The organism is Pseudomonas sp. SWI44 (genome assembly GCF_002947915.1).
Classification (GTDB): domain Bacteria; phylum Pseudomonadota; class Gammaproteobacteria; order Pseudomonadales; family Pseudomonadaceae; genus Aquipseudomonas; species Aquipseudomonas taiwanensis.
Map to the genome: position 1 here is coordinate 5,860,331 of NZ_CP026674.1, position 22,309 is coordinate 5,882,639.

General features: G+C 63.0%; 26 protein-coding genes. 11 read left to right on the forward strand and 15 right to left on the reverse strand.

The genetic code is table 11. From position 1 onward, the window contains the following. The first annotated feature begins 12 nt into the window (after positions 1 to 12). Genes C4Q26_RS27465 through C4Q26_RS27475 form a run of 3 tightly spaced genes read left to right on the forward strand, consistent with a single transcriptional unit; the run spans position 13 to position 2,964 of the window. Positions 13 to 1,359: a cytochrome c gene (locus tag C4Q26_RS27465; protein WP_023380314.1), complete on the forward strand. Its 1,347-nt coding sequence runs from the start codon at positions 13 to 15 to the stop codon at positions 1,357 to 1,359. A 13-nt stretch (positions 1,360 to 1,372) separates the two neighbouring features. Beyond that, complete coding sequence (locus C4Q26_RS27470; protein ID WP_104884006.1) at positions 1,373 to 2,386, forward strand: XdhC family protein; 1,014 nt, start codon at positions 1,373 to 1,375, stop codon at positions 2,384 to 2,386. Continuing rightward, positions 2,383 to 2,964, forward strand: coding sequence for an NTP transferase domain-containing protein (locus tag C4Q26_RS27475; RefSeq protein WP_027907795.1), 582 nt, complete (start codon positions 2,383 to 2,385; stop codon positions 2,962 to 2,964). Before C4Q26_RS27470 ends, C4Q26_RS27475 begins: the two co-directional genes overlap by 4 nt. 44 nt (positions 2,965 to 3,008) lie before the next feature. Here C4Q26_RS27475 and C4Q26_RS27480 read toward each other — a convergent pair whose 3' ends face one another. From C4Q26_RS27480 to C4Q26_RS27490, 3 genes are all read right to left on the reverse strand, one after another. Further along, the gene (locus C4Q26_RS27480) at positions 3,009 to 3,827 is read right to left on the reverse strand and encodes an ABC transporter substrate-binding protein (RefSeq protein ID WP_041925654.1); all 819 of its coding nucleotides are present in this window, start codon (positions 3,825 to 3,827) and stop codon (positions 3,009 to 3,011) included. A gap of 224 nt (positions 3,828 to 4,051) precedes the next feature. Next, a complete protein-coding gene (locus C4Q26_RS27485; protein ID WP_023380310.1) occupies positions 4,052 to 4,756 on the reverse strand; it encodes an SDR family oxidoreductase in 705 nt (234 codons plus the stop codon). A 109-nt stretch (positions 4,757 to 4,865) separates the two neighbouring features. After that, positions 4,866 to 5,756, reverse strand: coding sequence for a LysR substrate-binding domain-containing protein (locus C4Q26_RS27490; protein WP_023380309.1), 891 nt, complete (start codon positions 5,754 to 5,756; stop codon positions 4,866 to 4,868). 423 nt (positions 5,757 to 6,179) lie between these two features. Between C4Q26_RS27490 and C4Q26_RS27495 the strand changes: the two genes are divergently transcribed. Together C4Q26_RS27495 and C4Q26_RS27500 are read left to right on the forward strand one after the other, a co-directional pair. Further along, on the forward strand, positions 6,180 to 7,757 hold the full coding sequence (locus tag C4Q26_RS27495; RefSeq protein ID WP_238546548.1) for a phosphoethanolamine transferase: 1,578 nt from the start codon (positions 6,180 to 6,182) through the stop codon (positions 7,755 to 7,757). A gap of 141 nt (positions 7,758 to 7,898) precedes the next feature. Then, positions 7,899 to 8,186, forward strand: a complete 288-nt coding sequence (locus C4Q26_RS27500; RefSeq protein WP_104884007.1) for a hypothetical protein — start codon at positions 7,899 to 7,901, stop codon at positions 8,184 to 8,186. A gap of 46 nt (positions 8,187 to 8,232) precedes the next feature. On the opposite strand, the gene C4Q26_RS27505 is transcribed toward C4Q26_RS27500, so the two are convergent. From C4Q26_RS27505 to C4Q26_RS27520, 4 genes are all read right to left on the reverse strand, one after another. Next, positions 8,233 to 8,493, reverse strand: a complete 261-nt coding sequence (locus tag C4Q26_RS27505) for a DUF1652 domain-containing protein (RefSeq protein WP_027907792.1) — start codon at positions 8,491 to 8,493, stop codon at positions 8,233 to 8,235. 200 nt (positions 8,494 to 8,693) lie between these two features. Beyond that, on the reverse strand, positions 8,694 to 9,581 hold the full coding sequence (locus tag C4Q26_RS27510; RefSeq protein ID WP_027907791.1) for a pirin family protein: 888 nt from the start codon (positions 9,579 to 9,581) through the stop codon (positions 8,694 to 8,696). Positions 9,582 to 9,682: 101 nt separating this feature from the next. Further along, entirely contained in the window at positions 9,683 to 10,555 is an 873-nt protein-coding gene (locus C4Q26_RS27515) for an alpha/beta fold hydrolase (RefSeq protein WP_023380304.1), read from the reverse strand. A 21-nt stretch (positions 10,556 to 10,576) separates the two neighbouring features. Next, entirely contained in the window at positions 10,577 to 11,206 is a 630-nt protein-coding gene (locus C4Q26_RS27520; RefSeq protein ID WP_023380303.1) for a LysE family translocator, read from the reverse strand. A 129-nt stretch (positions 11,207 to 11,335) separates the two neighbouring features. On the opposite strand from C4Q26_RS27520, the gene C4Q26_RS27525 reads away from it, so the two are divergent. The 6 genes from C4Q26_RS27525 to C4Q26_RS27550 all read left to right on the forward strand — a co-directional run bounded on the left by C4Q26_RS27525 (position 11,336) and on the right by C4Q26_RS27550 (position 16,552). After that, a complete protein-coding gene (locus C4Q26_RS27525) occupies positions 11,336 to 11,815 on the forward strand; it encodes a GNAT family N-acetyltransferase (RefSeq protein WP_023380302.1) in 480 nt (159 codons plus the stop codon). Positions 11,816 to 11,914: 99 nt separating this feature from the next. After that, entirely contained in the window at positions 11,915 to 12,808 is an 894-nt protein-coding gene (locus C4Q26_RS27530) for a LysR family transcriptional regulator (RefSeq protein ID WP_023380301.1), read from the forward strand. A gap of 215 nt (positions 12,809 to 13,023) precedes the next feature. Next, complete coding sequence (locus C4Q26_RS28575; RefSeq protein WP_238546547.1) at positions 13,024 to 13,401, forward strand: hypothetical protein; 378 nt, start codon at positions 13,024 to 13,026, stop codon at positions 13,399 to 13,401. Next, a complete protein-coding gene (locus C4Q26_RS27540) occupies positions 13,398 to 14,192 on the forward strand; it encodes a class II aldolase/adducin family protein (RefSeq protein ID WP_023380299.1) in 795 nt (264 codons plus the stop codon). The genes C4Q26_RS28575 and C4Q26_RS27540 overlap by 4 nt, the downstream gene beginning before the upstream one ends. A 287-nt stretch (positions 14,193 to 14,479) precedes the next feature. Then, positions 14,480 to 15,580 carry an LLM class flavin-dependent oxidoreductase gene (locus C4Q26_RS27545; RefSeq protein WP_104881853.1) on the forward strand — a complete coding sequence of 367 codons (1,101 nt, stop codon included), beginning with the start codon at positions 14,480 to 14,482 and terminating at the stop codon, positions 15,578 to 15,580. 60 nt (positions 15,581 to 15,640) lie between these two features. After that, positions 15,641 to 16,552: a LysR substrate-binding domain-containing protein gene (locus tag C4Q26_RS27550; RefSeq protein WP_023380297.1), complete on the forward strand. Its 912-nt coding sequence runs from the start codon at positions 15,641 to 15,643 to the stop codon at positions 16,550 to 16,552. An 89-nt stretch (positions 16,553 to 16,641) separates the two neighbouring features. On the opposite strand, the gene madM is transcribed toward C4Q26_RS27550, so the two are convergent. The 8 genes from madM to C4Q26_RS27590 form a co-directional block, all read right to left on the reverse strand. Next, positions 16,642 to 17,406 (reverse strand): malonate transporter subunit MadM, encoded by a 765-nt coding sequence (gene madM / locus C4Q26_RS27555; protein WP_027907787.1) that lies wholly within the window; start codon positions 17,404 to 17,406, stop codon positions 16,642 to 16,644. A 2-nt stretch (positions 17,407 to 17,408) separates the two neighbouring features. Continuing rightward, on the reverse strand, positions 17,409 to 17,831 hold the full coding sequence (madL, locus tag C4Q26_RS27560) for a malonate transporter subunit MadL (protein WP_104884008.1): 423 nt from the start codon (positions 17,829 to 17,831) through the stop codon (positions 17,409 to 17,411). Between the two features lie 136 nt (positions 17,832 to 17,967). Further along, positions 17,968 to 18,888: a malonate decarboxylase subunit epsilon gene (mdcH, locus tag C4Q26_RS27565; RefSeq protein WP_104884085.1), complete on the reverse strand. Its 921-nt coding sequence runs from the start codon at positions 18,886 to 18,888 to the stop codon at positions 17,968 to 17,970. Further along, positions 18,885 to 19,499, reverse strand: a complete 615-nt coding sequence (locus C4Q26_RS27570) for a malonate decarboxylase holo-ACP synthase (RefSeq protein ID WP_027907785.1) — start codon at positions 19,497 to 19,499, stop codon at positions 18,885 to 18,887. Before C4Q26_RS27570 ends, mdcH begins: the two co-directional genes overlap by 4 nt. 1 nt (position 19,500) lies before the next feature. Next, the gene (gene mdcE, locus C4Q26_RS27575; RefSeq protein ID WP_104884009.1) at positions 19,501 to 20,292 is read right to left on the reverse strand and encodes a biotin-independent malonate decarboxylase subunit gamma; all 792 of its coding nucleotides are present in this window, start codon (positions 20,290 to 20,292) and stop codon (positions 19,501 to 19,503) included. Continuing rightward, on the reverse strand, positions 20,289 to 21,137 hold the full coding sequence (locus C4Q26_RS27580) for a biotin-independent malonate decarboxylase subunit beta (protein ID WP_023380291.1): 849 nt from the start codon (positions 21,135 to 21,137) through the stop codon (positions 20,289 to 20,291). The genes mdcE and C4Q26_RS27580 overlap by 4 nt, the downstream gene beginning before the upstream one ends. Continuing rightward, complete coding sequence (locus tag C4Q26_RS27585; RefSeq protein WP_023380290.1) at positions 21,130 to 21,429, reverse strand: malonate decarboxylase subunit delta; 300 nt, start codon at positions 21,427 to 21,429, stop codon at positions 21,130 to 21,132. The genes C4Q26_RS27580 and C4Q26_RS27585 overlap by 8 nt, the downstream gene beginning before the upstream one ends. Before the next feature lies 1 nt (position 21,430). After that, positions 21,431 to 22,273, reverse strand: a complete 843-nt coding sequence (locus tag C4Q26_RS27590; protein ID WP_023380289.1) for a triphosphoribosyl-dephospho-CoA synthase — start codon at positions 22,271 to 22,273, stop codon at positions 21,431 to 21,433. Between the last annotated feature and the right edge of the window lie 36 nt (positions 22,274 to 22,309).

A 22,309-nucleotide genomic window follows, 5' to 3' on the forward strand; every position in this document is an offset into this window, starting at 1 on the left:
CAAGGATTGCCCATGACCCAAAGCCGTTTCGCAAGCACCGCAGGCTGGCTCGCGCTGCCCTGCCTGGTGGCGGCAGGCCTGCTGGCCTGGTATGTCAGCCGCGAGCCCGCCTCGCCGTTCCAGAACCAGCCCATCACCCAACATGAGCCGTCGCTGATCAGCCGCGGCGAGTACGTGGCCAGGCTCAGCGACTGCGTGGCCTGCCACAGCTTGCCTGGGCAGGCTCCCTTCGCAGGCGGACTGGAAATGGCCACACCGCTGGGTGCCATCCATGCCACCAACATCACCCCCGACCGCGCTACCGGCATCGGCAACTACAGCCTTGCCGACTTCGACCGCGCCGTGCGCCACGGGGTCGCGCCGGGTGGACGCAGGCTCTACCCGGCCATGCCCTACCCCTCCTACGCCAAGCTCAGTGACGACGATGTGCGTGCGCTGTACGCCTTCTTCATGAAAGGCGTGCAACCGGCCAACCAGCCCAACCTCCCTGGCGAGATTCCCTGGCCGCTGAACCTGCGTTGGCCGATTGCGCTGTGGAACGGGCTGTTCGCCCCCGACATGCCCTATGCGGAAAAGCCCGCACAGGATGCCCAGTGGAACCGCGGCGCCTACATCGTCCAGGGTCCGGGCCATTGCGGCAGTTGCCACACCCCACGGGGCCTGGCGTTCAACGAAAAAGCCCTGGACGAGGCTGGCGACACGTTCCTGTCCGGCGCCCTGCTCGATGGCTGGTATGCGCCAAGCCTGCGTGCTGACCCGAACACTGGCCTGGGGCGCTGGAGCGAGGCCGACATCGTGCAGTTCCTCAAGACCGGTCGCAACCAACACACGGTTGTGTTCGGCTCGATGACCGAGGCCTTCAACAACTCCACCCAGTTCATGAATGACCAGGACCTGGCAGCGATCGCCCATTACCTGGCGTCGTTGCCTGGCGACCCGCAACGTGACGGCACGCCGTGGCAGTACCAGGCCGTCGCTGCCGACGCCCAGCCGGACACGCCAGGCGCGCACACCTACATTACCCGCTGCGCCGCCTGCCATGGCCTGGACGGCAAAGGCCAGAAAGAGTGGATGCCACCGCTGGCTGGCGCCACGTCGGCGCTGGCCAAGGAGCAAGCATCGGCAATCAATATCACCCTCAATGGCTCGCAGCGGGTGGTCACGGCCGGGCTGCCGGATGCCTATCGCATGCCGGCGTTCCGCGAACAGCTATCCGACCAGGAGATTGCCGAAGTATTGAGCTATATCCGCACCACCTGGGGCAACCATGGCGGCGCGGTCGATGCCCCGGCAGTGGCCAAGCTGCGCGGGCACACCGACCCAGCCAGTAGCAGCCCGATCATTCTGCATATGCGTTGAACAGGATTGACCGATGGAAAGTATCGACCTGCTGGTCCTACGCACCGCCCGAGACTGGCTGCAAGCCGGCGAGTCCGTGCTGCTTGCCACGGTGGCTCGGACCTGGGGCTCGTCGCCCAGGCCCGTCGGCTCGATGATGGCCCTGCGCAACGACGGTCGAGTGGTTGGCAGCGTTTCCGGTGGCTGTATCGAGGACGACCTCATTCATCGCCACACCACCGCCTATGGCGGCAGCGGAATTGCGCAACGAAGCCCGCAAGTGCTGCGCTACGGCGTCAGCGCCGATGAAGCTCATCGCTTCGGCCTGCCGTGTGGCGGCACCTTGGAACTGATCCTGGAGGCCAACCCAGCATGGCGCAGCCTGGATCAACTTTTGGTCCAGCTCGACGCCGGCAACCTGGTACAGCGCACGCTGGAAGTTGGCACTGGCGAGGCTCGGCTGAACGTTACCGATACGCCGGTCCCGTTCAGCTTCGACGGCCAACGCATGGTCAATACCTTGGGGCCAGGCTACCGCCTGCTGCTGATAGGCGCTGGTGTGCTGGCCGAATACCTGGCCACCATGGCTTTACTCAATGGCTTCAAGGTGTCGGTCTGTGACCCGCGCCCGGAGTACATGGATGGCTGGAACGTTGCCGGTGTCGAGAAGCTCGTCGGCATGCCGGATGACGTGGTGCGCGCCTACGCCGCCGACATGCGTACCGCCATCGTTGGCCTGAGCCACGACCCCAAGCTCGACGACCTGGCCCTGCTCGAAGCCCTGCGAGGCCCGGCGTTCTATATCGGCGTTATCGGATCGCGGCGCAACAATGAGCTGCGCCGCGCGCGTTTGATCGAACACTTCGGCGAGAGCGAAACCTCGCTGCAGCGCCTGCACGGCCCCATCGGCATCTACATCGGCAGCAAGACCCCGGCCGAAATCGCCGTCAGCGTCATGGCCGAGTTGCTCGCGGCCAAGAATGGCGTGGTACTGCCTGGTACCCTCGATGTCAGCCTGGCCAAGTACGCCCAAGAGGAGGGCGCGTGACGGCGGGCCTGGCGACCTGCGCAGCACTGGTACTGGCGGCTGGGCGGGCAACGCGCTTTGGCAGCGACAAACGCGTCGCCGCCCTGCCCTCGGGCCAGACACTGCTGGCCGAGACACTCAGGCAAGCGCTTGAGCACTTCGACGAAGTGTTGGTGGTGGTGCGCCCGGGGGATGAGCCACAGCGACTGGGCATCGGGCCAGACGCGAAGCTCGTCTACGCCGCGCACGCCGAAAACGGCCTGTCAGCCAGCCTGGCCGCCGGCATCCAAGCGCTGCAGGCGTCGCGGGCCCAGGCGGTGGCGATCATGCTTGGGGACATGCCTTGGGTAACAGCGCACACACTGCGACGCCTGCGCGCCGAGGCCAGCGAAACGCATATCGTGATGCCGTTCCACCAGGACGAGCGCGGCCATCCGGTGCTGTTCGGGCGGGCGTTCTGGCCGGCGCTTGAATGCGTGCAGGGTGACCAGGGTGGTCGGCAGGTCATTCTGGACAACCGGCATGCCTGGCGCAGGGTGGACGTGGAAGATTCCGGCGTCTTGCGGGATGTCGATACCCCGACTGATTTGCTCGGTTAGGGTCAGAAGGGGCCGCGGTGCTGGCCATCGTGGGCCAGCCTCCTTCAGGGTTGCGCCGCGTTCTTCTGCTGTTTTTTCCAGCGCTCGAGGTTTTGCTCAAGCCATTGCGCCGGCAGCGGCCCATCGACGATCGCTTTCATTTTCTGCGCCAGCTGTTGCCGAAGCAGAGGCTGGTTGCACGGCGATTGATGTGACAGCGCCAGATACAGCCCCTCGCTGGCCACCGGTGGCTCCAACACCTTCAGCAGCGGGTCCATGCCCAGCGTACGCGCCAGCGCCATGCCGGGGTATTGCTCGTAGACCACATAGTCGTTGCGCTTGTGCAGCAGTTTCTCGAAGGCTTGCCTGGCGCTGGGCACCGCTTCGAGGTTCAGGTGTGCCTTGGCGTAGTCGTCGAACTGCTGGCCATGGCTGTTGCTGACCAAGGTCCCGCCCTTGAGTCCTTGCAGGTCAGCCCACCCCTGATAGGCAAAGACGCTGTCCTGGCGCACCCAGACCACGCTGGGCGTATGCAGGAACGCCGGCATCACGAAATCCATCACCTGTTGCCGCGCCTGGGTCAGGAAGTAGCCCGCCATGAGGTCGATACGGCCAGTGCGTACTTCCTCCTGCGCCCGGGACCAAGGCCCGGTATACAACACCTGTACCTCCAGGCCCAGGCTTCTGCCCAGGTGCAGGAGCAGGTCGGCATTGGCGCCGATCAGCTGCCGTGGATTGTCCGGGTCACGCCACAGGTAAGGCGGATACTCGGGATTACCTGTTGCAGTGAGATAATGGCAGTCTCGCGCCGCCAGTGCCGTCTTTGGTAGCACCGCCAGGACGCAGACCAGCAGAATCGCCAGGCAAGGACCACGCTCATCCATGTACGACCCTCGGCACGGTTGGCATTCGACGGCCAGACATGAATGCCATCGCTGCCATGGTTCAATGGCAGCGATGGCATCGCAAGCCGCTCGCATCAGACAGTCTGGACCATCGACGGCCAGCTGCCAGGCCGCTTTTGGCATCACAGGTAAAAGCCACGAGCGGCTATCCGATGAACCATCCAATCGCACAACAGGGCCGATGCCGTGGGCGCGTGCTCCTGTCAGAGATGGCGAGTGATACCGCCATCGACCTTGATGTTCTGCCCGGTGATGTAAGCGGCACCCTCCCCGGCCAGGAAGGCAATGGTCGCTGCAATTTCCTCGCAGGTACCGTAGCGCTTGAGCGGTACGCTGTCGCGGCGCTGCTCGGTGGCGGGCAGACTGTCGATCCAGCCTGGCAAGACATTGTTCATGCGGATGTTATCGCCGGCGTAGGTATCGGCGAAAATCTTGGTGAACGCGGCCAGACCTGCGCGGAACACCGCCGAAGTGGGGAACATGTCGCTGGGCTCGAATGCCCAGGCCGTCGAAATATTGATGATCACTCCACCGCCCTGGCGCTGCATGATAGGCGTGACCAGGCGGGACGGACGGATGGCGTTGAGCAGATAGGTGTCCATACCCAGGTGCCAGTCGGCGTCGGAGATTTCCAGGATCGGCGCGCGCGGGCCGTGACCTGCGCTGTTAACCAGCACGTCGACACGGCCCCATTTTTCCGCCACGGCATCGACCAGGCGCTGGAGATCCTCATTCGACTGATTGCTACCGGTCACGCCGACGCCTCCCAGTGCGTTGGCCAACGCCTCACCTTTGCCCGACGATGAGAGGATGCCGACCTTGAAGCCATCCGCTGCCAGACGCCGCGCAGCTGCCGCGCCCATACCACTGCCGCCTGCCGTGATGATCGCTACTTTTTCTATGGACATGTTGCCTCCTCTGGATGGACATCGTGTGAATTGATGTCATCACACTAGCAGCAGAGTCGCCGGTGAGGGAGGCAGCCGAAGTTGGTGCTGGCAGTAGCAAAACTACTGTCTACAGATGAGCCTGACGCAACAGCCAATCCTTGACCACCGCCAAACCTGGCGGTGTACCAGCCTTGCGTGGCCAGACCAGATAGAACGCCTTATCGAGCCGCAACTGCTGGGCAAACACTTGCTCCAGTCGTCCGGCATCGATGTCTCCTTGAACGAACATCTGGCTGGCCAAGGCAATGCCCTGGCCGTTGATGGCAGCTTCGATGGCCAGCGACGTCTGGTTGAACCGCACGTTTTTCGCCGTGCCCTGGGCGTGCTGCGCAAACAACGCACCGGTAAATTCTGGCCAGAAATCATGCGCATCATGCAGCATCACGAAGTCCTGCAATGCCTCGAAGCTGTCGGGGGCCCCCTTGCTGGCCAGCAACCGTGGGCTGGCCACCGCCACGATCCGCTGGTCCATCAGCAACTCGGTATTCAGCCCTGGCCCGAACGGGGGCTGGCCATAGCGCACCGCCAAATCGACACTATCCGTGCTGAAGTGCGAGAGCTTGTCCGTGGCCAGTACGCGCAGGTCGATATCCGGGTAGTCCTCGGCGAAGGCACCCAACCTTGGGATCAGCCACTTCGAGGCAAAGGAGGGGGTGACGCTGACCGTGAGGTGAAGCGGCTGCGGCCTGAGCAGACGGGTCGCCTCGTCGATCATGGACAAGGCGCTGCGCACGCGGCTGGCGTAGGAGCGCCCGGCATCGGTCATGCCTAGCCCTCGCGGCAAGCGCTCGAACAGACGAATCTCCAGGCTGGCTTCCAGCCCGCGAATCTGCTGGGCCACCGCAGCCTGGGTAACACCCAGTTCCTCGGCCGCCAGGCGAAAGTTCAGATGGCGCGCAACCACTTCGAACACCCGTAGGGCGTTCAACGATGGCAGGTTCGGGAAGCCTTCGGGCATAGGGAGCGATGTCTGTTAGTTAAGTAAGGAGCGTGGTCTGCCCCAGGAGCACGGCGGCGCGAGCAGGACAACTGGGACAGCGACTCGAGGAAGCTAGCCTCAAACTGCCGCCAAATAAACCGGCAGCGGAAGAAAAAGTCACGCACAGGTTGATGCGACGCCACCGCTTATCGGGCGGTTACACAAAATATCAGGGCACTGAGTGCTGGGAGTGTGTTGGGCTGACTATGCTGGTGCTTAGCTACCGGCAATTGGCTATTGCACGCTTGCGCATGGAACGTTGTAGCTCGCCACACCTTCTTCAGGCGCTACCCGCGCTGGGGTGGTTGGGCTTATCACGAGGACGATTCAAACATGCAGACCTCGGAACGAACGCCCCCGCTTACCCCTCATTCACTGATATCGCAATGGCCAACCCTGGTCTTGTGGGCATACCTTCTGTCCCCCCTGTTGATACGGGGCATTGCCAACCAGCAGCATGCGAGCATCGACTTGCTGGCCCTCTATAACCTTGCCATCTCCGGGCTTTGGCTGGTGTTGCTGCGGCTCGTTTCGTCCAATCAGTTCAAAGTCCACGCGCTGCTGCTGCCCTTCTACCTGCTGGCCACGATCGACCTGTTCCTGGTACTGAACTTCAACTCCCGGTTGACTGCTGCCTATGTATTCATTGCCCTGACCAATTACAAGGAGGCGAGCGATTTCGCAGCCACCTACTGGAAGCCGGTCGTCTCGGTGCTGGCCATATTCGCCCTGTGCTACGGCCTGGGACTGGCCGGGCTGTACAAACGGCGCTACTACAGAAGCCCGGCCCTCGCCTTGTTGACGGCCTGCACCCTGCTGCTAGGTTACGGCGCCTACTTCTACAAGACAGTCAAACTCAACAGCCTTGGCACAAGTGCAGTCCTGGACCTTGCCGCAAAGGACCAGAGCACGCCGTTCGGCTACCTGTCGCAGATCGGCCTGACCACCTACCTGCACATGCAATCCCAGGAACACATCAGCAAACGTCGCACCGCGAAGATCGACATCATCAGCCAGGCCGACGAAGCGAGTATCGAAACAGTGGTGTTCGTGATCGGCGAATCGTCACGGCCACATAACTGGTCACTCTATGGCTACCACAAACCCACCACGCCGAACCTCGACCGGCAAAAGGGTATCTACAGGCTGGACAACGTGTGCACCACCTCGCCGTATACGTCGGTGGCCGTTCCCGCCATGCTCAGCCTGTCGCCCATTTCCAACTGGGACATGATTGCCTCGACCCAATCACTGGTCGGCATCTACCGAAAAGCGGGCTACGACACCCACTGGCTTTCGGTCCAGGAAGTCGACAGCTTCGGCGGCATCATCCCGCACATCGCCGCGGAAGCGCAGTACCGTCAGTATTTCGAACGCAGTCATGACGGCGCCCTGCTTCCTGCCTACGAAAAAATAGTGCGCGACGGCGGCACGCGCAAACAGGCGATCTTCATCCACATCAAGGGCAGCCACTTCGACTACGCCCGGCGCTACCCCGACAACTTCAAGCAATTCAAACCGGCCAGCGGCAGTGCGAAAGACCAGATCACCGCAGACTACGACAACACCATTCTGTACACCGACTGGCTGCTGAACAGCCTCATCACCCAACTGCAGGCCCGTCGACGGCCTGCCCTGCTGGTCTACGCGTCCGACCATGGCGAAAATATCCTGGACGATCACCGCGAGCTGCTGGGTCATGGCATCGGCAATGAATACGACCTGGCGGTCTCTTCGTTCATCTGGGCATCCGACAACCTGCCGGCACCGCTCAACCTCAGGCTCGCAAAACTCAAGGACCGGGCCGACCAACCCATCAGTACCTCTTCGCTACCCCATACGCTGCTTGGTATCACAGGTGTGCTGACCAATGAATACAACAGCGCCCACGACCTGATGACCGATGCGTTTGTACCGTCCAAATGCCCGTACTTGCTTGGCTCAGGGTATGTACCGTCGTTCAAGTTCAGCACCCGCTAGCGATCGGTCGCATGTTCATCAAATCGATTGAACATCTGCGAAAAACACGCTTCAAACGAAGATACCAATCGCCACCTGCGAGGAGCCTGTCATGACCCGCGTCCAATCTGGACAGCGACCGCCCATGGGGACGCCACGCCCATGAAAATGCCCGGTCGCTCGCCCAATGCCTGCCTACAACTAGACTATGTGCGCGATACGCTTTTCGGGCCCGTGGCCCAGCGCGTCGAATGCCAATGCCAACTGGCCGCCCTCACGCTCCAGGGCCGCCCCGCGTTACGCCTGCACATCTGCCCCCCGCTGCCAGATAAAGTCGACCGTGCCCATAGCGTCGCCTTCATCTGGGACGGGCGAGACTACCGTGGAGTGGTACGGGACCATGGAAAGTGCGGAGACGGCGGGCTGAACCTGTTGCTCGAACTGCAGTAGCGGGGATCGCCCCCGGCCAGCTTGGGCCAGCCGGGGCTAGACACTGTCAGGCAATGGCTTTCAGCACCGTTGGCTGTGCGTCACGAAGGGCGTGCAACTGACTGACCAGATGCACCAGGTCACGGCAACTGTTCAGATTCTGCAGCGGGATCGATGTCAACGTTACACCGTCATCGAGCGATTGTCCCTGGCCAAGGCGGATTGTCAGGGTGGCGCCGTCCGGGCAGCTTACCTCGCAACGATCGGGCAGGCAGGCTTGCTCGATCATCTGCCGCATCTCTAGCATCGAAACTCCAATCAACGACATGGTACGACCCTCTCTGTACTGGATGGCCTGTTGTGTGAGTACGCCTTTGCCGCGTGGGGTGCCAATTGATAATGCGCATGTCCAAGCGGCACTCCATGTGCCTGAACAATGATCGGCTCAGATATCCCTAAGCACCTTAGTGGAAGAATGCGATCCGGGCCGGGTGGTTCGACTGGATGCTGGCAGTTCGCGACGGGCGGTCAGTGCGCGGCACCGTCGCGGTCCTCGGCCATCTGTCCGAACCGACCGGCATGGAAGTCATCGAACGACTCGGCGATCTCGACCTGACTGTTCATCACGAACGGACCATAGCCCACTATCGGTTCGTCGATCGGCTCACCACTGAGCAGCAACACACTGCTGTCCTGCTGCGCCTCGATCACCACATGCTCTCCGTCGCGCTCGAACAGCACCAGGCTGGCCGGGCCGGCTTCTCGCTCGCCGTTGGCGCGCAGCATACCGCGCAACACCACCAGAGCGGCCGTGCGCCCCTGCGCCACCGGCAACTGCAGCGAAGTACCGGCTTTCAGGCGCAAGTCCCAGACGTCCATCGGGGTAAAGGTGCGGGCGGGGCCTCGCCGGCCTTCGTACTCACCGGCAATCACCCGGACACTGCCCCCCTCATGCGCCAACGGCACCACAGGAATGTCAGAGGCCAGCAGCGTCTGGTAGCCCGCAGCGGCGCGCTTGTCCCGCGCAGGCAGGTTGACCCAAAGTTGCACCATTTCGAGGGTACCGCCTTGGCGCGCGAACGCTGGCGAATGGAATTCTTCGTGAATGATGCCATTGGCGGCGGTCATCCATTGCACGTCGCCTGGGCCGATCAGGCCGCCGGCACCCGTGGAGTCACGGTGCTCCAGTTCGCCCTGGTAGACGATTGTCACGGTCTCGAAGCCCCGGTGCGGGTGCTGCCCAACCCCACGCCGGTCATGGGTGGGCGTGAAGTCATGGGGCCCCGCGTAGTCCAACAGCAGGAATGGGCTGATCTGGCTGGCCAGGTTGTCATAGGTGAACAGGCTGCGTACCGGAAAACCGTCCCCCACCCAGTGCGCATGGGGGCTGCGGTGGATACCCAGTATCGTTTTCATGAGAAGTCTCCTCTCTCGGCTGAGCTCACCTTAACAACCATGTCAATCCGCCGGAAGACGGCTCAAATGGCATGGATCGTTCCACTGACAGGACAATACGCTCATTGGTGAAGAAAGGAGAGCACCTGTTCCGCCGCCATGACAGGGTCTTCCTGCATGAAGCAGTGACCACCGGGTACGGGTAGCGCGGTGACATTGGCATTGAGCGTGGCCAGGCGGTTTACCGAGCGAGGGACGAAGGGATAGGTGTGCTCGCCGTACAGCACCAGGGTCGGCACCTGGATACGGGCAAGATTGGGCCACATGCGGGTGGGGAAAGAACTGAATATCTCCACTTCGCGGCTGGGCCGGCACTTGAGCACCACCCCTTCCCCGCAGTCACCGATAGCGTGTTCGACGTAGGCCTGCAGCGCTGCGGCGCTCCACCCCTTGAAGATACCCCGCCCTTGAAGCGAGGCCAGTGCGGCTTCGCGATCCGGCCAGTGACTGCGGCGGCTGGCCGCCTTGCGCGCCAGGGCATGACGACGATGCAGGCCAACCATCGCGGCCGCGCCCATGACCCCGATCATCCGCCGACTGAACAATACCGGGTCAAGCAAAACGGCTCGCGCGAAGGCCAGCGGGTCGCTGGCCAGCATCAGCCCGGTGAGCACGCCACCGAAGCTATGCCCGACGGCATATCGAGGTACATCGCCATATTCGCCGCGTCCCGCTTCGAAGGCCTCCAAGGCCAGTGCCGCCGTGCGGTTCCAGCCCAGAAAATCACCGCCGTGGTCGCTGTCTCCATGCCCCTGCACGTCGCTCAGCCACAAGTCGAAATGCTCTGCCAGACGCATCAACAGTGGCTGGTAAGCCAGGCTGCAAAAACCATTGCCATGGAGAAAATGCACCAGCGGCTTGCCACTGGCTGGCGAACGCCAGCCGCGCAAGGTGAAACCTTCGGTGCAGGTATGGGACCAGGGAATCAACTCCATCGGCGCGCGCTACTCATCGTTCTAGGAAAACGCCGATTCTACAAACAGCAACGGGTACAGCGAAATCACCAGCAACAAGGCCATCAGGACATTGAACAGCATCAGCCAGCGCGGGTTCTGCAGCACATTGCGCAAGGCGCTGCCGAACATCACCCAGACCCCGACGCTGGGCAGGTTGACCAGGGCGAACACCGCAGCGATCACGATGACATTGAGCACATAGCCTTGGGCCGGTGTGTAAGTGGTGATCGCCCCCACGGCCATTACCCAGGCCTTGGGATTGACCCATTGAAACGCTGCCGCGCCCCAGAACCCAAGGGGCTTGCGGGCGCCGGAAGAAGAGCTGCCGACCGGTCCGGAGGTGGCGATTTTCCAGGCCAGGTAAAGCAAGTAAACGGCGCCGGTATAACGCAGCACGGTATACAGCGGCGGCCAGGCCTTGAACACTTCGCCCAGGCCAAAGCCCACCGCCAGCACCATCACCATGAAGCCGACACTGATTCCGATGGCGTGGGGAATGGTCCGACGCACGCCGAAGTTCACCCCCGACGCCAGCAACATGGTGTTGTTCGGCCCTGGGGTGATGGAGGAAACGAAGGCGAATAACATGAAGGCCATGAGCAAATCGGCAGAGGCAAGCATGATCGGCATTCCGCATTTATTGTCGTTGCTGCCACACTAGCCGAGTCGCCCTGACTGCAACCGATACAGTTGGGTTAAATTAAACAGATACAAATCACTGTACCGACCCGCGATGTTCTCCACCCACAAGGACGCCCCATGAGCCTCAACATCCGCCCTGCCGTTCGTAGCGATGCTGCGCAGATTTTGGCCTTCATCACCGAGCTCGCCGACTATGAACGTGCCCGCCACGAAGTGGTCGCCTCCCTAGCCGACATCGAGCACAGCCTGTTCGACGAGGGCAGCACGGTGCATAGCCTGATCTGCGAGCGAGACGGCCGGGCCATCGGCTTTGCCGTGTATTTCTACAGTTACTCGACCTGGCTGGGGCGCAACGGCATCTACCTGGAAGACCTGTACATCACCCCCGAGCAACGCGGCGATGGCGCAGGACGGCAACTGCTGCGGCACATTGCCCGTGAGGCGGTGGCAAACCAGTGTGGGCGCCTGGAGTGGAGCGTGCTGGACTGGAACGAGCCCGCCATCGGGTTCTACAAATCGTTGGGCGCAGAGGCCCAGGATGAGTGGGTCCGGTATCGGATGGAGGGTGAAACCTTGCTGGGCTTCGCCCACGGCTGAGGCGGAACGGCCTGGCAGCCCAACTCGCTGTGACAATCGGCGTCACGGGGATTATGCTCTGTAGGCATGTCCCCACATTTCAATATGTGAGCGCCGAATATGAAAATCGATGACATGGACGCCTTCGTGGCGGTCATCCGTTGCCAGTCGACCAACCTTGCCGCCGAGGCCCTGCAACTGACCCAGCCGGCCATCACGCGCCGGGTGCAGAACTTCGAGCAAGACCTGGGCGCCACCCTCCTCGACCGCAACACCAAACCGCTCAGACCGACACCCATGGGACTGCGGGTATACGAGCAGTGCAAGGCCATCCTGCGCGAGATCGACTCGCTGCGCGAATTGGTGGCCAACGACGGTGCACCGTCCGGCACCCTGCGACTTGGCGTGCCACAGACACTGGGCGATGTGATATTGCTCGATGCCCTGGCGCAGTTGCGCGAAACCTATCCGCAACTGCGTACCCAAGTCACCAGCGGTTGGGGCAGCAGCCTGATCGCCCGTATGGAAAATGGCGAACTCGACGCCGCTGCGGCGCTGTTCCCGCCGGGCAAGATTTTCCCGGAGGGCATCGCCAGCCAGTCGGTTGCACGAATGCCGTTGCGAGTAGTGGCTGCCAAGGGGAGTGCCAGCAAACGTAGCTTCAAGCTCAAGGACTGCTACACCCGCGGCTGGGTACTCAACCCCGATGGTTGCGGCTTTCGCGCCGGGTTGCAGCGGGCACTGAGCGAACAGGGCCTGAGCCTGACGATCAACCTGGAGACCTTCGGTACCGAGTTGCAACTGGGCCTGGTCGCCACAGGCCAAGGACTGGGCCTTGTGCCAGAACCGCTGCTGGAGGGCAGCCGCCATCGCGATGCACTGGAGGTGGTCAATGTGTCCGACTTCAAGCCGCAGGTCGACTTGTGGTTGTTCCACCCCCGATACCTGGGGAATCTGCAAGAGCCGGTTGAGTTGTTCGGGGAAATCGCGGGCAATCGATTGAAAGCGGAGTGAGCTCGCACGCTCCTATCGCCGGCCCTTGTGAGAGTGGGCTTGCGAGGGGCGAGCCGATCCGCGCCGGCACCATCACTAAATGCACATACCGCATAAATAAGAAATTATTTTATTCTCAAAACAAATAATTAGCATAGAACCAAAAAGACTTTTACAGCATCCGCTCCTACGAATACGTTCTTTGAAACCTAACGTGTTCCAGGGATGAATGCCCCATGAGTCACCCCCGTCCACGCCCCGCAAGACGATATGGTGCTCGGCCAGACCGTGCGCACTGCGCTGGCGGAGGTGGCCGCAAGAGCCAATCGGTGATCACCGGCCAATTGCAACTGGACGAGCCGGCCGATGCGATGGGGCCTGATCGCTCGGCCCAGCCTCAAGGTCACCGCCCGGAGCCACTTCCTGTCGGACATCCGCTCTATCGCCATCGGCGGGTGTACCTGTCGCCTCACGCCTCGGTGATTTTCGAAGAAGGCTACCTCGCCCTGCAGGACGCCTTCCTCGACAACTGTGCCCGTTACCCCAAGCAAGCCCCGCTGCGCGGGTGGACACCCAGCGCGGCTACCGTTCCTGACTTCTGGAGAGCATCATGAGTTCATTGTCTGCGGTATCCCCCAACGAAAGCGGCGTGCGCCAGCGGGTCGGCGCCGAGGAATGGGAGGTGCGAGTCAAGCTCGCCGCAGCCTACCGGCTGGCGGCACTGTTCCGCTGGACCGACCATATCTACACACATTTTTCGGCCCGCGTGCCTGGGCCGGATGAACACTTCCTGATCAACGCGTTTGGCCTGTTGTTCGACGAAATCACCGCCTCGAACCTGGTGAAGGTGGATGTCGACGGCACGATCATCGACGACCCACTGGGCCTGGGCATCAACCAGGCCGGCTACGTGATTCACAGCGCTATCCATCGTGCCCGCCCCGACCTCAAGGCGGTGCTGCATACCCATACCCGTGACGGTGCCGCCGTGTCGGCCCAGCGCAAGGGTCTGCTGCCGATCTCGCAACATGCCCTGGCTTACTACAGCCGGGTGGCCTACCACGACTATGAAGGCGTCGCGCTGGACCTTGACGAGCAACAACGACTGGTGGCCAACCTGGGCACCGGCAATATCCTGATTCTGCGCAATCACGGCCTGCTGACGGGCGGCATCAGTGTCGAGCATGCCTTTCGCGAACTGCATGGGCTGGAGCGCGCCTGCAACATCCAAGTGGCGGCGCAAGTTGGCGGCCATGATCAGTTGTTGCATGCATCGCCGGCAGCGATCGCCAAGGTCCATGAGCAATCCAAGCGGTTTTCCGATGGGCAGGGTGAGGGCATCAAGCGGCACTGGGATGCACTGATTCGGCAACTGGACCGGGAGGGGCTTGATTACCAGCGCTGATTGGATCGGCCTCATCGACTGCACGTCGGCGGCGTTCTGGATCGGCACCCAAGCCCATCGCAAAAAATTACAATAATGCATTTATATCTATATTTTTTATGAATCATAAACATAATTAGAATAGAACCACAAAGCCTTTCACAACCTCACCCCACAACCGCTAAGTTCACTGCAGACCGACCCCTTTCCTGGCGGAGGCCGACAACCACCCACTTCCCGGCCGCCTGGCTCGCCTCGACCGGACAGACGCGGCGGCCTGAGCCCACCACGACAGAGAGTTCTGATTCATGAGTCTCGAATTCATCGGCCTCATCGGCCCCCAGGAAGGTAGCGAATCGCAGGCGCCGCGTGGCCCGCTGGTCGACCTCGAATTCATCAGGGCCTTTTCCCACGCCCAGGAATACGGCGGTTTCGACAAAGCGTTGCTGGCAGTCAACACCAGCGAGCCGGACTCGCTGATTCTGGCCAGCTATGTGGCGGCGCTAACCGAGCGCATCGGCCTGCTGGTGGCGCACCGCCCCGGGTTCCAAGCGCCGACGTTCGCCGCTCGACAGCTCGCCACCCTCGACCAGCTCAGCCGTGGCCGCGCCTCGATCAACATCATCACCGGCGGCGATAGCGGTGATCTGCAACGCGACGGCGACTTCCTCGACAAGGATGCACGTTACGCCCGCACCGACGAGTACCTGGAGGTGATGCGCAAGACCTGGACCCACACCGAACCTTTCGACCACCACGGTGAACACTACCGGGTCGAGGACAACTTGACCCTGGTCAAGCCGGTGGCCAAGCTGCCTGTCTACTTCTCCGGTGCCTCTGACGCGGCGGTGGAGGTGGCGGCCAAGCATGCCGATGTCTACATGATGTGGGGCGAACCGCTGGAGCAAGTACGCGAGCGCATCGGCAAGGTGCGCAAGGCCGCGGCACGCTATGGCCGCGAACAGAAGATCCGCTTCAGCCTGTCGCTACGGCCGATCCTTGGTGCCACCGAGGCAGAGGCCTGGGCACGGGCCGAACGCATCCTCGCCGACGCTCAGCACCGCATCGGCTTGCGCCAGGGCAACCGCCGCGATAAAAACGTCGGCAAGAGCAACGTCGGCTCGGAGCGCCTGGTGCAATTGGCCAGCCAACGCAAGGTTCACGACACCCGCTTGTGGACCGAGATCGCTGCGCTGGGCGGCGGAGCTGGCAACTCCACCTCGCTGGTTGGCACTGCCGATCAGGTCGCCGAGGCAGCACTGGCCTACTACGAGCTGGGTGTTACCACCTTCCTGTTCCGTGGCTTCGATCAGCTTCGCGATGCCGTAGAGTACGGCCAAGCGCTGATTCCACGCATCAAGTCGCGGGTGCAGAGACAACCGCCCGAGGGCCAGGCGCTGCAAGCTTGAGCTGACCTAAATCCACTGCGCTTGTGGCAAGATCAGTCTCCCTCGACTGCGAGCCATTCCATGCTCATCGACGAAGAACTGACCCTCAAGAAGCTCGAGACTTTTCTCGCCTTCATGCGCAGCGGCAACCTCGGCCGTGCCGCCGCTGAGTTGTCGACCAGCGCGGTGAGCGTGCACCGGGCGATCCACTCCCTGGAAAGCGCCCTGCGCTGCCCGCTGTTCAAGCACGAAGGCCGTCAGCTGATTCCGCTGGAAAGCGCCTATGTGCTGGAGAAGAAAGCCCGCCAGCTGATTCAGGATGCTGAGCAAATGGTGCGGCAGACCCGGGAAGCGGCAGGCTTCTATGCCGAGCGCTTTCGGCTGGGTGCGCTGTACTCGCTGACGGTCAAGACCGTGCCCAAGCTGGTGATGGGCCTGAAGCTGCGGCGCAGCGAACTGAATATCGACCTGACCCTTGGCTCGAACATCGACCTGCTACAGCGCCTGAAAAACCACGAACTGGATGCGATTCTGGTGTCGCTGGACGACAGCGTCGATGACCCGACCTGCGAACAGTTGCCGCTGTTCTCGGACGATATCTTCCTTGCCGCGCCCACCGATTCGTCGTTTGCGGCACAGGCCGAGGTGGACTTGGCGGACCTGGCCGATTCTACCTTCATAACCCTGACCCAGGGCTTCGCCACCCACCGTGATGGCGCGCGGGTGTTCCAACAGGCCGGGTTCGAGCCAAAGGTAGCGATGCAGGTGAACGATATCTTCACACTGCTGAGCATGGTCAGCTCGGGCGTGGGTTATGCCCTGCTACCGGGGCGCATCGCCGCAGTGTACGAGAACCGCGTGCGGCTGCTACCGCTGCAACCGCGCTACCGCTTGCAACAGCACATTGGCGTGGTGTTTCTCAAGGCCCGGGAGCGAGAGCCGAACCTGTTGGCGTTGTTGGCTGAATGCCGGATGTATAGCCGGGAAAACTGAGCGAGTTTCATTGCCGTCAAGCCGACGCCTGCCGATTGAACCTGCAGGCGCCGGCTTGCTGGCGATAGGCTGCACCGCAACGCAGACGCCTAGCCCACCAGCCCACGCACACAGAAGTACAGTATCGAAGGTCCCATCAAACACCCCAGCCCGGTATGGAAGGTCGCCGTCAGAGCGCCATAGGGCACCAACCGTCGATCCGTCGCCGCAAGGCCCGCTGTTACACCCGAGACTGTTCCCGCCAGCCCGCCGAACACCATGGCCGAACGTGGGTTGTCCAGGGCCAGCAAGCGCGCAGAGACCGGAGTGAACACCATTACCAAGATCGCCTTGATCAAACCGGTGGCAATCGACAGCGCGACCACGTCCGAACTCGCCCCCAGCGCGGCGCCAGTGACCGGCCCGACGATATAGGTCACTGCGCCGGCTCCGATGGTGGTCATGCTCACCGCATCGCGATAACCGAAGGCATAAGCAACCGCCGCCCCGACCATGAACGGCAGCACCGTTCCCAGCAGCAGCGATACTGCACCGATCATCCCCGCCTTGCGTGCTTCGGTGGCCTGCACCTCGAACGCTGTGGCGACAATCGCGAAGTCACGCAGCATGGCCCCTCCCATCAGGCCGATGCCCGAGAACAGCGCCATGTCGGCCAAGCCTTTCTGCCCGCCGGTCACGGTGCCGCCGACCCAGGCCAGTGCCAGGCCAATGACGATGGCGATGGCCGATCCGTGCACCCGGCCGAAGGTCAGGTATTTCGACAGCAGTACCGACAACCACATGATCCCACCCACCACCGCGAACGCGGTGATCAGGCCGTTGTGCTCCAGGGCATTGTCAATGATCGGCCACATGATCAACGACCTCCCGCAGGGACGACCTGCGTCTGGGTTGCGGGGTCCGCATTCAGCGCGGGCAAGGGTTCGCCGCGATGGCTGCGGCTGATCAGGGCGATCGTCAAGCCGCAAACCAGCACGGCACCGACCGCCGCCAGCAGTGCGGCAGGCCCACCATGCAGGGCCGTGACCACGTTCTGTTGGGCCGCCATGGCCACCACCATCGGGATATACATCGCGCCCCAGAACCCAACGCCGAATTCGCATTCCTTGCTCATGCCGCCGTGGCGGTGCATGTACAGCCTCGCGCAGATCAGCAGGATCATGGCGATGCCAACCCCGCCCACATTGGATTTGACCCCAAGCAGCACGCCCAGGAAGTCGCCGACGATAACGCCGGCCAGCGTGCATACCGCCAGCAGAGCCACACCATAGATAATCATTGTCGTTGTCCTCAGCTTGTGTCGAAGTTGCTTGTTGTTGTTCTTCGATAACGCTTTTGTTGCGCTGCCCGTGCCAGCCTCATCGCCGGCAAGCCGACGGCTACCGCGGCTGAAGGAGACAGCTAGCCCAGGGACATCATCGGTCGTTGGCCACCTCCTGACGCAACAAGACGTCCATGGTATCGGGCCGGGTCGACTCGACTGCCAGCACCCTGCCCTGTTCGAATACAGGACGCGCCAGGCCGCTTAATACGCTGCCTGGCGGCAGTTCCCGGTGCAGGCGCACACCGCGCTCATATGCGTTGCGCAACGTAGCACGCCAGTTCACCAGCCGCGCCATGTTGCCTGCCAGGTCGTCGCGCAGGCGCTCTGGGTCGAAGATCGGCCGGCCGCTGGTGCTGCTCAGGTAGGTGATACGTGGACGGCGCAATGGCACATCGGCAAAGGCTTCGGCCAACGTCCGCGCGGGTTCGTCGAGCAAGGCGCAATGGGACGGCACGCTGACAGCCAGGCGACGAGCGACGCCCTGGCCTTGGCGGCGAACGCGAGCGGCGACTTCATCCAGCGCAGTGTCTCGGCCGGCGATGACGATCTGGTTGTCGCTGTTGAGGTTGGCCAGAAACACCTCGCCCCCCACCTGCGCCAGCAGACGCTCGACACAGGCCAGGTCCAGGCCACTGATGGCGATCATGCCGTACCCTTGCGGATAGGCGCGTTGCATCAACTCGCCACGCAGGCTTACCAAGCGCACGGCATCACGCCAATCCAGCGCGTCGGCGGTCACTGCGGCGGGATAGGCCCCGATCGACAGCCCCGCCACGTAATCCGGGGCTGGGCCGCGCTGCATCAGCCAATGTGCCCACGCGACGCCGACCAGCAGCAGGCACAACTGCACGGCACGGGTGGAGTGCAGGGCTGCTTCACTGTCCAGGTCCAGCACCTGTTCGCCCAAGGTATCGCTGGCCTCTTCGAGCAGCCGCCCGGAACCCTCGGGCAAACGATGCAGCATGCCTGGCTGCTGAACGCCCTGGCCGGGAAATGCGAACAGACTGCTCACGCCGCACACTCCAAGGCGTTCCAGGGGTCTGTCACCAGGCGGGCGCCATTGGCCGACTTGAGCAGAACCCGCCGCGCCATCCCCGCCCAGTCGCGCAGGGCGATGGCGCCATTTGGGGTGTCCAGTTGCAGGTCGATACGGCAGGGAGCGCAGTCCAGAATGGCCAGCAGTTCCCGCGCCTTTGCCCGTGCTACCGGCTGCGGTGTGCGCAGCAGCAGATCCAGATCGCTGGCCAGGTGCAGCACATTGCGAGCGGTGGCGATCTGGTACCCCACGCTTCCGGTCGGCCCCCATTCCAAGCCTGTGCTATCGAGCACCGGAGCCACCGAAGCCAGGGCCTGCAGTGCCGGCCAGGGGCTATCGCCCTGCCAGCGCAGCGCTTGCGGGCTCAACCGCCGCTGGACTTTGGCCAGAGGCATCTGCACGCCCAGGCGCTGCTCGCGTCCGTGCCCACGAAGCCCCACCGCCACCCAGCCGGGTGGACTGCAGGCCCGACGGACCACCACGGGCTCGCCACCTGCCAATACCTGATGCGCCCAGGCCGGCGCTGCATCAGGCAGGTTCTGCGGGGTCATGCCCCAGAGCAGGTCGTGGGGGTATGGGACGCCCATCTCAGGCCTCCTGCCACTGGCGACGCAACTGTTCGCGAACTTCGCGCGAAGCACGGCGGTTTTCACCCAGCAGGCGTGATGCAAGCGACGTGGAGCTGCCAATATCGCGCACGGCATCAGCCAGGCAGGCGCGCACCTGAGCCAGGTCCCTGACGCTCGGGGTCTGGGCGTTGTCGACCGACAGCCGCCGCCACAACAAGCCAAGCGACCCATAGCTGGCCAGGTCGTAGGCCATTGGCGGAACTTCGGCGGCCAGCACCTCCAGTGCCTCGACGCTGCGCAGGGTGATGCGCGCCGCGGCGGCCTTGCCCATGGCATGAACCATGACGCCGTCATCCTCCAGAGCAATCAGGCGCTGCGCCTGGTAGCCGTGGGCCAGGAACGCGCCAGACATGGCCTTGCCGACCAGCAGGCCTATCACCGGGTGGCCGGCCAGGCGCGCCTGGGCATAGGCGTGCACCGCGGCGGCCAAGGCCTGATGTATGCCCAACGCCTCCTCCCGTCGGCCGTAGGCCTGGCTCGGTACGTCAATGACGGCGACGATGGCACGTTTTTCACCCGAGCGATCGGCTTCCACAGCTTCGCTCACCGCCTTGGCCAAGCCCCAGCCTTCGAGTAGCCCAACCTCCCCCGAGCGCGCGCGGGGAAAGGGGTTGCTGGCATCTGGCACCACCGCGATGAAGCGCGCCAGACGATTATCCAGCTCACCATCGATCACCTGTATCGACGCCGGGTAACCAGGCAGAGCCTCACCTCCGGCCAGGCCGGGCAGCCAGTTCAAGGCACGGTTCATGAGATTGCTCCTTGATAGAGAGTTCGCACGGCAGCGGCGTCCAATTGCGGGCAGTCATCACCGAGGCTTGCCAGGCGATCGAGGAACCAGGCATGGCGAGCGACCCGATTGGCAGAGGGACTGTCGAGCAACTGCACCAGTCGCTGGCGGATACGGTCGACATCATCGGCAACGTAGGCGTCAACCAACCCGCAAGCATGACGCTGTTCACCGCCGGTCAGGCTCCAGATGAAAGGACGGTCCTTGGCGTCGTATTCCTCGATACCGGCTTCCTGTTCGATTACTTGGGGGCCGTTGAGCCCCAACCGGGCCTCGCGGGTGACCAGCAAGTGGCTGCACAAGCCAGCGGCGATGGACATGCCGCCGAAACAGCCGACCGAGCCTGCGATCAGGCCTACCACAGGTTGATGGGCGCGCAACTCGACGATGGCGGACTGAATCTCGGCAATGGCAGCAAGGCCCAGGTTGGCTTCCTGTAGGCGCACACCACCGGTTTCCAGCAACAACACCGCGCACGTGGGAATACCCTTGCGGTTATCCTCGATGGCCAACTCCAGCGCCCCAGCGATCTTGGCACCTCCTACTTCGCCCATGCTGCCACCCTGGAAGCCGCCCTCGATGGCCGCGATCACTGCACGTGTGCCTTTCAAACGGCCTTTGCCGATCACCACGCCATCGTCGGCCTGGGGCACGATGCCCTGACGCGGTAGCCAAGGCGACATGAGCCGGTCGAACGGGCCAAGCAGTTCGCGAAAGGTGCCAGGATCGAACAAGGCGCGGGCGCGTTGGCGTGCGCCGAGTTCGACGAAGCTGCGGCTGCGCAGCAGGCGGTCGATGTCAGTCATGGGCAATCTCCTCGAAACCTTGCTCCAGGCGCAGTCGCACCACTCCTGGAGTGGCGCCGAAATCGTGGATGTCGATCTTCACCGCCGGCAATGTGCGGCCTTCGAACAAGCGCTGAAACAGTTGCGTCCAGCGGGCGTCGCTGCCGTCGACCGAAGTTACCACCTGAATATCGAGGCGGCCGGCGGTGCCGGGCTCGATCAGTACCTCCAGGTCCCCGGAGCTGACGCACCCCACCAGGGTGCGGCCACGCCCCGGTCCGGCGGCGGGAAATTGAAACGTAAGGGTTTGCATGTCACAGGCTCCCGGCAAAGTCGAGGAACAGGCAAGCGGCCAACAAGTCGGCGGCACCGCCCGGTGAGGCATTCAGTTGCAGCAGTTGCATCTCCAGCTGACGCAGTTGCCGGCGCCCGCCGAGGGTGGCGCTGCCCCCAGCATCGAGCACGGCGCGGGCCCCCTGCTGGACCGTGGCCAGACCCTGTGGCCCAGCGCGCCAGAGGACGCAGGTATCGCTCAGTGCGGCCATGATCGCCAGCAAGGCGTCCAGACGGGCATGGGTTTCGCTGGCTCCGGCGGCGCGGCTTCGCAGCAGTTGCGGCAGGCCATGCTCGATGACGGCTGGGAAGCCTTGCTGAGCTTGCTCACGCGCCCCACTGGCGCCGTAGCGACGGCGTACCTGGTTGCCGTGGCTGTCCGGGGCGATGGCGGCCGGGTCGTCGAGCAGCGCAATACGCCCTGCGCGGGCGGCCACTACCTGGGCGCCTGCGCCAGGGTCCAGGGCGCAGGCCGCAACCAGCAGGCCAAGCGCCCAGATTGCGCCTCGATGGGTATTCACCCCGGCCGTGACACTCAGCATGGCGGCTTCGCCTTCACGGCCGATGCGACCGAGCGCGCCGCGCAGTGGCTGGTCGATATACCCATGATCCTGGGCAGCCTCGGCCATCTGTCGCAGACAAGGCCACAGCGCCATTGCCGAAGCATGCATCAAGCTCAGGGTCATGTCGTTGTGAGCACCGCTGCTGCGGCGGTCCACCAACCCAGGCTTGGGCGACAGGTCGGCCTCGTCGATCAAGGCCGCCACAGCGAGGTCGGCGAGGTGCTCGGGCAAGGTGATGGCCGATGACCGTTCGGGCCTCATCGCGGGCAAGCTCGCTCCTGCAGGAGGCTCAAGGCT

What these genes read in the sequence shown, in the direction of transcription:
- madM (WP_027907787.1), bottom strand. Translation starts at nt 17,406, where the DNA reads ATGTGGCCGATCATTGACAATGCCCTGGAGCACAACGGCCTGATCACC.
- C4Q26_RS27540 (WP_023380299.1), top strand. Translation starts at nt 13,398, where the DNA reads ATGAGTTCATTGTCTGCGGTATCCCCCAACGAAAGCGGCGTGCGCCAG.
- C4Q26_RS27470 (WP_104884006.1), top strand. Translation starts at nt 1,373, where the DNA reads ATGGAAAGTATCGACCTGCTGGTCCTACGCACCGCCCGAGACTGGCTG.
- madL (WP_104884008.1), bottom strand. Translation starts at nt 17,831, where the DNA reads ATGATTATCTATGGTGTGGCTCTGCTGGCGGTATGCACGCTGGCCGGC.
- mdcE (WP_104884009.1), bottom strand. Translation starts at nt 20,292, where the DNA reads ATGAACCGTGCCTTGAACTGGCTGCCCGGCCTGGCCGGAGGTGAGGCT.
- C4Q26_RS27590 (WP_023380289.1), bottom strand. Translation starts at nt 22,273, where the DNA reads ATGAGGCCCGAACGGTCATCGGCCATCACCTTGCCCGAGCACCTCGCC.
- C4Q26_RS27465 (WP_023380314.1), top strand. Translation starts at nt 13, where the DNA reads ATGACCCAAAGCCGTTTCGCAAGCACCGCAGGCTGGCTCGCGCTGCCC.
- C4Q26_RS27505 (WP_027907792.1), bottom strand. Translation starts at nt 8,493, where the DNA reads ATGTCGTTGATTGGAGTTTCGATGCTAGAGATGCGGCAGATGATCGAG.
- C4Q26_RS27550 (WP_023380297.1), top strand. Translation starts at nt 15,641, where the DNA reads ATGCTCATCGACGAAGAACTGACCCTCAAGAAGCTCGAGACTTTTCTC.
- C4Q26_RS28575 (WP_238546547.1), top strand. Translation starts at nt 13,024, where the DNA reads ATGAGTCACCCCCGTCCACGCCCCGCAAGACGATATGGTGCTCGGCCA.
- C4Q26_RS27515 (WP_023380304.1), bottom strand. Translation starts at nt 10,555, where the DNA reads ATGGAGTTGATTCCCTGGTCCCATACCTGCACCGAAGGTTTCACCTTG.
- C4Q26_RS27510 (WP_027907791.1), bottom strand. Translation starts at nt 9,581, where the DNA reads ATGAAAACGATACTGGGTATCCACCGCAGCCCCCATGCGCACTGGGTG.
- C4Q26_RS27520 (WP_023380303.1), bottom strand. Translation starts at nt 11,206, where the DNA reads ATGCCGATCATGCTTGCCTCTGCCGATTTGCTCATGGCCTTCATGTTA.
- C4Q26_RS27525 (WP_023380302.1), top strand. Translation starts at nt 11,336, where the DNA reads ATGAGCCTCAACATCCGCCCTGCCGTTCGTAGCGATGCTGCGCAGATT.
- C4Q26_RS27585 (WP_023380290.1), bottom strand. Translation starts at nt 21,429, where the DNA reads ATGCAAACCCTTACGTTTCAATTTCCCGCCGCCGGACCGGGGCGTGGC.
- C4Q26_RS27530 (WP_023380301.1), top strand. Translation starts at nt 11,915, where the DNA reads ATGAAAATCGATGACATGGACGCCTTCGTGGCGGTCATCCGTTGCCAG.
- C4Q26_RS27485 (WP_023380310.1), bottom strand. Translation starts at nt 4,756, where the DNA reads ATGTCCATAGAAAAAGTAGCGATCATCACGGCAGGCGGCAGTGGTATG.
- C4Q26_RS27490 (WP_023380309.1), bottom strand. Translation starts at nt 5,756, where the DNA reads ATGCCCGAAGGCTTCCCGAACCTGCCATCGTTGAACGCCCTACGGGTG.
- C4Q26_RS27545 (WP_104881853.1), top strand. Translation starts at nt 14,480, where the DNA reads ATGAGTCTCGAATTCATCGGCCTCATCGGCCCCCAGGAAGGTAGCGAA.
- C4Q26_RS27480 (WP_041925654.1), bottom strand. Translation starts at nt 3,827, where the DNA reads ATGGATGAGCGTGGTCCTTGCCTGGCGATTCTGCTGGTCTGCGTCCTG.
- C4Q26_RS27500 (WP_104884007.1), top strand. Translation starts at nt 7,899, where the DNA reads ATGAAAATGCCCGGTCGCTCGCCCAATGCCTGCCTACAACTAGACTAT.
- C4Q26_RS27580 (WP_023380291.1), bottom strand. Translation starts at nt 21,137, where the DNA reads ATGACTGACATCGACCGCCTGCTGCGCAGCCGCAGCTTCGTCGAACTC.
- C4Q26_RS27570 (WP_027907785.1), bottom strand. Translation starts at nt 19,499, where the DNA reads ATGGGCGTCCCATACCCCCACGACCTGCTCTGGGGCATGACCCCGCAG.